Raw genomic sequence first — 6,391 nt, forward strand, 5'->3', positions numbered from 1 at the left:
GTCAAGGCCGCCGCCGTGAAGTCCGTGAAGGAGCGTGGCGGGATACCGGCCGCGAACCGCTCCACCGAGCGGGTCGCCCTCGACGCCGCCCCGGTCGCCGCGGTGAAGACGGAGGTCGCCAAGACCTACCCGAACACCCTGGACGGCTGGATCCGGGAGTCGCTGGACGTCATGGCGCGGCACGGCATCCCCGGCTCGTACCACGGCATCCACCGCAACATCATGCGCGAGTCGAGCGGCAACCCGGCGGCCATCAACAACTGGGACATCAACGCCCGCAACGGCGTCCCGTCCAAGGGCCTGCTCCAGGTGATCGCGCCGACCTTCCAGGCGTACCACGTGCCCGGCACCTCCTGGGACATCTACGACCCGGTCGCCAACATCACCGCCGCGTGCAACTACGCCGCGGCCCGGTACGGCTCCATGGACAACGTCAACTCGGCCTACTGAGCCGTTTCCTCACGCCCCAACGGCGCCGAGGGGCGGCACCCTGCTACGGGTGCCGCCCCTCGGCGCCGTTGTGCGGTCAGCGCGTCACTTGCGCATGACCTCCGGTTCGTGCCGCCGCAGCAGCCGGGCCACGACGAACGCGAGGGCGACGCCCAGCGCGATCAGGATGATCATGTCCATCACGTAGACGCCGGTCTGGTGCTTCCACAGCGGGTCGGGGTTGGCCGGGATGTGCTTCTCCAGGTCGGCCGGCTGCCAGGGCAGCAGGGTGTTCATGTCCGCGGTCGCGCCCATCGCGGCGACGGCCCAGCGCGAGGGCATCAGCCAGGACAGCTGCGCCACGCCCACGGTGTCGTAGAGCTGGAAGAGGACACCGGTGAACACGACCTGGACGATGGCGAACATGACCAGCAGCGGCATGGTCTTCTCGGCGGTCCTCACCAGCGACGAGATGATCAGGCCGAACATCATCGAGGTGAGGCCCAGCGCGATGACCGCGAGCGCCATCTCGATGGCGGGCATGCTCCGGAAGATCAGCCCGTCGGCGGGCATGTTCCGGGTCCAGAAGCCGATCACCGAGATGATCACGCCCTGGACGGCGGTGACCGCGCCGAGCACGATCACCTTCGACATCAGATACGCCGAACGCGACAGGCCGGTGGCCCGTTCGCGCTCGTAGATGATCCGCTCCTTGATCAGTTCGCGCACGGAGTTGGCCGCTCCGGAGAAGCACATGCCCACGGCGAGGATCAGCATGATCGTTCCCGCGTCGCGGTTGGTGTAGTGCCGGCTCTCCGGGCCGTACGCGAAGCCGTGGTCGCTGGGGATCAGCATCGACACCACGCCGAGCACCGCGGGCAGCAGCACCATCAGGGCGAGGAAGCCGCGGTCGGAGGCGAGGACCGAGACATAGCGCCGCATCAGCGTCCACAGCTGGACGCCCCAGCCCTGGGACTTCTGCATCCGGGCGGGCGGCGGCTGGATCTGCTCGGACTGCGCGGCGACCGCCTCGATGTCCGCCGCGTACATCTGGTAGTGCGGGGAACCGCGCCAGCGGCCCGCCCAGTCGTAGTCGCGGTAGTTCTCGAACGCGGAGAAGACGTCCGCCCAGCTCTCGTACTGGAAGAAGTTCAGCGCCTCCTCGGGCGGGCCGAAGTAGGCCACCCCGCCGCCGGGCGCCATCACCAGCAGCTTGTCGCACAGGCCCAGCTCGGCGACCGAGTGGGTGACGACGAGGACGGTGCGCCCGTCGTCGGCCAGGTCGCGCAGCAGCTTCATGACGTCGCGGTCCATGCCCGGGTCGAGGCCCGAGGTGGGCTCGTCCAGGAAGATCAGCGACGGCTTGGTGAGCAGTTCGAGGGCGACCGAGACGCGCTTGCGCTGGCCGCCGGAGAGCGAACTGATCTTCTTGTCCTTGTGGACGTGGAGCTTGAGCTCGCGCAGCACCTCCCCGATCCGGGCCTCGCGCTCGGCCTCGGCGGTGTCGCCGGGGAAGCGGAGCTTGGCGGCGTAGCGCAGCGCCTTCTGGACGGACAGCTCCTTGTGGAGGATGTCGTCCTGCGGCACCAGGCCGATGCGCTGGCGCAGCTCGGCGAACTGCTTGTAGAGGTTGCGGTTGTCGTAGAGGACGTCGCCCCGGTCGGCGGGGCGGTAGCCGGTCAGCGCCTTGAGCAGCGTCGACTTGCCGGAGCCGGACGGGCCGATGACGGCGATCAGTGACTTCTCGGGGGCGCCGAAGGACACGTCCCGGAGGATCTTCTTGCCGCCGTCGACGGTGACCGTCAGGTGGCGGGCGGAGAAGGTGACCTCTCCGGTGTCGACGAACTCCTCCAGGCGGTCGCCGACCAGCCGGAACGTGGAGTGGCCGACGCCGATGATGTCGTTCGGGCCGATCACGGTGGTGCCGGAGCGCGGCACCGGCTCACCGTTGACGTAGGTGCCGTTGTGGCTGCCGAGGTCGCGGATCTCGTAGCGGCCGTCGGGCGTGGCCCGGAACTCCGCGTGGTGGCGGGAGACCTGGAGGTCGGAGACGACCAGGTCGTTCTCCAGCGCGCGGCCGATGCGCATGACCCGGCCGAGGTCCAGGCGGTGGAAGGTGGTCGGGGAGCGGTCGCCGCCCGCCGCGGGGGCGTCCTGCGCCTCGCGGGCCTGCGCCGGGGAGGGGTCCTGCCGCTGCCGCGGGGCGTACGCCTGGCCGCCGTGCCGTACGGGGGGTATCTGCCCGTTCTGCCCGACCACCTGCATCGGCGCGGTGAGGAACTGCGCCTGGAGGGCCTCGGGGGTCGGCGCGGTGGCCGCCGCCAGGTTCAGCGGGGGGCCGTCCGTGGCGTTGCCCAGCCGTACGGCCGAACCGGGGCCTATCTCCGTGTGCTGGATCCGCTGCCCCTGCACATAGGTGCCGTTGGTGCTGCCCTGGTCCTCCACGACCCAGCCGTGCCCCGCCCAGCGGACAACGGCATGGCGCCACGAGACCCTGGCGTCGTCGAGCACCACGTCGCCCTGCGGATCACGGCCCACGGCGTAGGACCGCGACGGGTCGAGCGTCCAGGTTCTTCCGTTCGATTCGAGTACGAGATCAGGCACTCCCTGCCCCATTGCATAGCCCCCGAGTGACGCCCAGTGCGTGAAGACCGAGGATGGCGAACATCGGGAGGAACTATTTCAGGATCAAGGCCCGGACCGGAAACCGGGACGGCGCCGGGGGACGGGCGGCTCCGCCCGCCGCCCGGGGACACTTCCGTGCAGAGCCGGAGCAGCGGCGGGGAATGCCTCCGATCCCCCGTTCCCGGCATTCCGGGCGCCTCGCCGGGCGGCCCGAAGGCCGGACAGGTGTACGGACGCGACGCCCCGGCGGTTACCGTAAAGGCACCATGAGCGCATCGCAGATCCCTCCTGCCACCGCCGTACCGGGCGATGACGTACCGACCCTCCTCGTGAAGATCTTCGGGAAGGACCGGCCCGGCATCACCGCAGGTCTCTTCGACACCCTCGCCGCCTACTCCGTCGATGTCGTGGACATCGAGCAGGTCGTGACCCGTGGCCGCATAGTGCTGTGCGCGCTGGTCACCGCGCCCTCCCCGTCCGCCGGCGTCACCGGCTCCTCCGAGGGCGATCTGCGGGCCACCGTCCACAGCTGGGCCGAGTCGCTGCACCTCCAGGCCGAGATCATCTCCGGCCGGGGCGACAACCGGCCGCGCGGCACCGGCCGTTCGCACGTCACGGTGCTCGGCCACCCGCTGACCGCCGGGTCCACCGCGGCGATCACCGCCGCCATAACGTCCACCGGCGGCAACATCGACCGTATCTTCCGGCTCGCCAAGTACCCGGTCACCGCCGTGGAGTTCGCGGTCTCGGGCGTGCCGACGGAGGTGCTGCGCAGCGCGCTGGCGACGGAGGCGGCGAAGCTGGGGGTGGACGTGGCGGTGGTCGCGTCCGGGCTCCAGCGCCGGGCCCGGCGGCTGGTGGTGATGGACGTGGACTCCACGCTCATCCAGGACGAGGTCATCGAGCTGTTCGCGGCGCACGCGGGGTGCGAGGCACAGGTCGCCGAGGTCACCGCGCGGGCGATGCGCGGGGAGCTGGACTTCGAGCAGTCGCTGCACGCCCGGGTGGCGCTGCTCGCCGGGCTGGACGCCTCGGTGGTGGAGACCGTGCGCAAGGAGGTGCGGCTGACGCCCGGGGCCCGGACCCTGGTGCGGACGCTGAAGCGGCTCGGCTACCAGGTCGGTGTCGTCTCGGGCGGGTTCACGCAGGTCACGGACGCGCTCCAGGAGGAGCTGGGGCTGGACTTCGCCTCCGCCAACACGCTGGAGATCGTGGACGGCAAGCTGACCGGCCGGGTGACCGGCGACATCGTGGACCGGGCGGGCAAGGCCCGGCTGCTGCGGCGGTTCGCGGCGCAGGCCGGGGTGCCGCTGGACCAGACCGTCGCGATCGGCGACGGCGCCAATGACCTGGACATGCTCAACGCCGCGGGTCTGGGCGTCGCGTTCAACGCCAAGCCGGTGGTCCGCGAGGCCGCCCACACGGCGGTGAACGTGCCGTTCCTGGACACCGTGCTCTATCTGCTCGGCGTCACCCGCGAGGAGGTCGAGGCGGCCGACACCCACGTCGGCTGAGCCCGCGGGACGGCACGGGGCCCCGGCGCGAGCGTCGCCGGGGCCCGTCGTACGTCCCGGAACGGGTCACTCGTGCGGCGGCCAGTAGGCGGTGAGCCGGCCGACGCCGTGCTCCACCGACTTCCACGAACCGTTGAACTCGATCACGGCCATCGCCGCCGTGGGGAAGCCCCCGCGGTTCATCCGGGGCAGCAGATCGTCCTCCGCCTCGCCGGCGAGCGCGTCCGCCAGCGCGTGCACACCGGGGTTGTGGCCGACCACCAGCAGGTCACCGACCTCGTCGGAGACCTCGTTCAGCACCGCGATCAGCTCGCCGAGCGAAGCCTCGTAGAGGCGCTCGTCGTACACGGTCCTGGGGCGCTGCGGCAGTTCGCCGACGAACAGCTTCCAGGTCTCGCGGGTCCGCAGGGCGGTCGAGCAGAGGGTGAGGTCGGGGGTGATCCCGGCCCCGGCCAGACGGCGGCCGGCGGCCGGCGCGTCCTTGCGGCCGCGGTCGGCGAGCGGACGTTCGTGGTCGTCGTCCTGCGACCAGGCGGCCTTGGCGTGTCGGAGAAGGACAATCCGGCGAGGTGTATCGACGCTCATGCCTTCCAGCTTCGCACGAAAGGCGGCGGGCGGCGCGGGGTGTTGGGGCGCTTCCCCGGCGTGTGCCGAGCGGCCGCGAGGGTGCTCAGCCGAGGAGGCCCGTACGGCGCGCCAGCTCCAGGAAGAACTCCCACAGACCGCCGGTGACCACGGACGCGCCCGCCCTGCCCGCCGCTCCCGCCGGGACGGACGACGCCATGAGCGGGAGCAGCGCGATGAAGGAGATGACCGGCAGGGCGAGCGCCCACCACGGAAGCCGGGTGCCGGAGCCGTCCGCCGCGGATGCGGAGGTGCGGCGTGCGACGGCTGACATGGAATCGCCTCCGTGGTGCTTCGGGGACCGGCCCGCCGCCGCGGTGCGCCGCCTGCGGCGGGCCGTCTGTCTCCGACGTTACGGGGCCCGGCGGGCCGTTCCATCGGGGAAACCCCCGACGTACCCCTGAGACCGGGCCCCGGGGGGACCGGGGTCGGGCCCCTCCCTCCCCCTACGGGGCCGTCAGCCGGCCGCGATGCTCGCGATCACGGCGACGACGACGGTGACGCCCAGCATGGCGCCCAGGACCAGGAGCAGCTTCTTGTGGCCGCCCTGCGGATTCGGTTCCAGTACAGACATGGGCCCAGTGTCGCACTCAGCCCTCGTCCTCGATCCTGCGGTCCCGCCCGGCGAGCGCGCCGACCGCGATCTGCGCCGTCATCAGTCCGGCCATCAGGGCGATCGGCGCGCCCCAGCCGCCGCTGTGCTGGTAGAGCGTGCCGACGAGCAGCGGGCCGGGGATCGAGATCAGATAGCCGACGCTCTGCGCGAAGGCCGACAGCCTGACGACGCCCGCGGGGCTGCCGGCCCGCATCCCGATCATCGTCAGGGCCAGCGGGAAGGCGCAGTTGGAGATGCCCATCAGCGTCACCCACGCCCAGGCGCCGGACGCCGGGGCGAGGTAGAGGCCGGTGTACCCCGCCAGGCCGCACACGCCGAGGCCGACCGCCAGCGGCCCCTGGTGCCGCATCCGGGCCGCCAGCCGCGGCAGGACGAACGACAGGGGTATGCCCATCGCCATCGTCACGGCGAGCAGCACGCCCGCGGTGCCCGCCGGGACCCCGGCGTCGCGGAAGATCTGCGGCATCCAGCCCATGGTGATGTACGCGCCGGTGGCCTGGAGGCCGAAGAAGACGGCGAGCGCCCAGGCGGTGGGCGAGGCGGAGATCCGCCGGGCCGGCTGCTGCGCCGGGCGGGCGGCGGC

Annotated in this window: 7 protein-coding genes; 2 read left to right on the forward strand and 5 right to left on the reverse strand. The window is 71.7% G+C overall.

Annotation, left to right across the window (positions count from 1 at the left end; genetic code table 11):
* Window positions 1-450 (forward strand): transglycosylase SLT domain-containing protein (locus AC51EU_RS25445; RefSeq protein ID WP_496269410.1); only part of this gene is annotated, 450 nt, incomplete at its 5' end.
* A gap of 84 nt (window positions 451-534) precedes the next feature.
* On the opposite strand, the gene AC51EU_RS25450 is transcribed toward AC51EU_RS25445, so the two are convergent.
* The gene (locus AC51EU_RS25450) at window positions 535-3,045 is read right to left on the reverse strand and encodes an ABC transporter ATP-binding protein/permease (protein ID WP_496269411.1); all 2,511 of its coding nucleotides are present in this window, start codon (window positions 3,043-3,045) and stop codon (window positions 535-537) included.
* A gap of 275 nt (window positions 3,046-3,320) precedes the next feature.
* On the opposite strand from AC51EU_RS25450, the gene serB reads away from it, so the two are divergent.
* Window positions 3,321-4,568, forward strand: coding sequence for a phosphoserine phosphatase SerB (gene serB / locus AC51EU_RS25455; protein ID WP_496269412.1), 1,248 nt, complete (start codon window positions 3,321-3,323; stop codon window positions 4,566-4,568).
* 66 nt (window positions 4,569-4,634) lie between these two features.
* Here serB and AC51EU_RS25460 read toward each other — a convergent pair whose 3' ends face one another.
* The 4 genes from AC51EU_RS25460 to AC51EU_RS25475 all read right to left on the reverse strand — a co-directional run.
* Window positions 4,635-5,153 carry a SixA phosphatase family protein gene (locus AC51EU_RS25460; RefSeq protein WP_496269413.1) on the reverse strand — a complete coding sequence of 173 codons (519 nt, stop codon included), beginning with the start codon at window positions 5,151-5,153 and terminating at the stop codon, window positions 4,635-4,637.
* 85 nt (window positions 5,154-5,238) lie between these two features.
* Window positions 5,239-5,466: a hypothetical protein gene (locus AC51EU_RS25465; protein ID WP_496269414.1), complete on the reverse strand. Its 228-nt coding sequence runs from the start codon at window positions 5,464-5,466 to the stop codon at window positions 5,239-5,241.
* A gap of 183 nt (window positions 5,467-5,649) precedes the next feature.
* Window positions 5,650-5,766: an SGM_5486 family transporter-associated protein gene (locus AC51EU_RS25470; RefSeq protein ID WP_496269415.1), complete on the reverse strand. Its 117-nt coding sequence runs from the start codon at window positions 5,764-5,766 to the stop codon at window positions 5,650-5,652.
* A gap of 16 nt (window positions 5,767-5,782) precedes the next feature.
* A partial coding sequence (locus tag AC51EU_RS25475; protein ID WP_496269416.1) for an MFS transporter occupies window positions 5,783-6,391 on the reverse strand: 609 nt, incomplete at its 5' end.

The sequence above is a fragment of the Candidatus Streptomyces philanthi genome, assembly GCF_059553635.1.

Coding starts and splice junctions, on each gene's coding strand:
- AC51EU_RS25450 (WP_496269411.1), bottom strand. CDS start 3,045: ATGGGGCAGGGAGTGCCTGATCTCGTACTCGAATCGAACGGAAGAACC.
- serB (WP_496269412.1), top strand. CDS start 3,321: ATGAGCGCATCGCAGATCCCTCCTGCCACCGCCGTACCGGGCGATGAC.
- AC51EU_RS25460 (WP_496269413.1), bottom strand. CDS start 5,153: ATGAGCGTCGATACACCTCGCCGGATTGTCCTTCTCCGACACGCCAAG.
- AC51EU_RS25465 (WP_496269414.1), bottom strand. CDS start 5,466: ATGTCAGCCGTCGCACGCCGCACCTCCGCATCCGCGGCGGACGGCTCC.
- AC51EU_RS25470 (WP_496269415.1), bottom strand. CDS start 5,766: ATGTCTGTACTGGAACCGAATCCGCAGGGCGGCCACAAGAAGCTGCTC.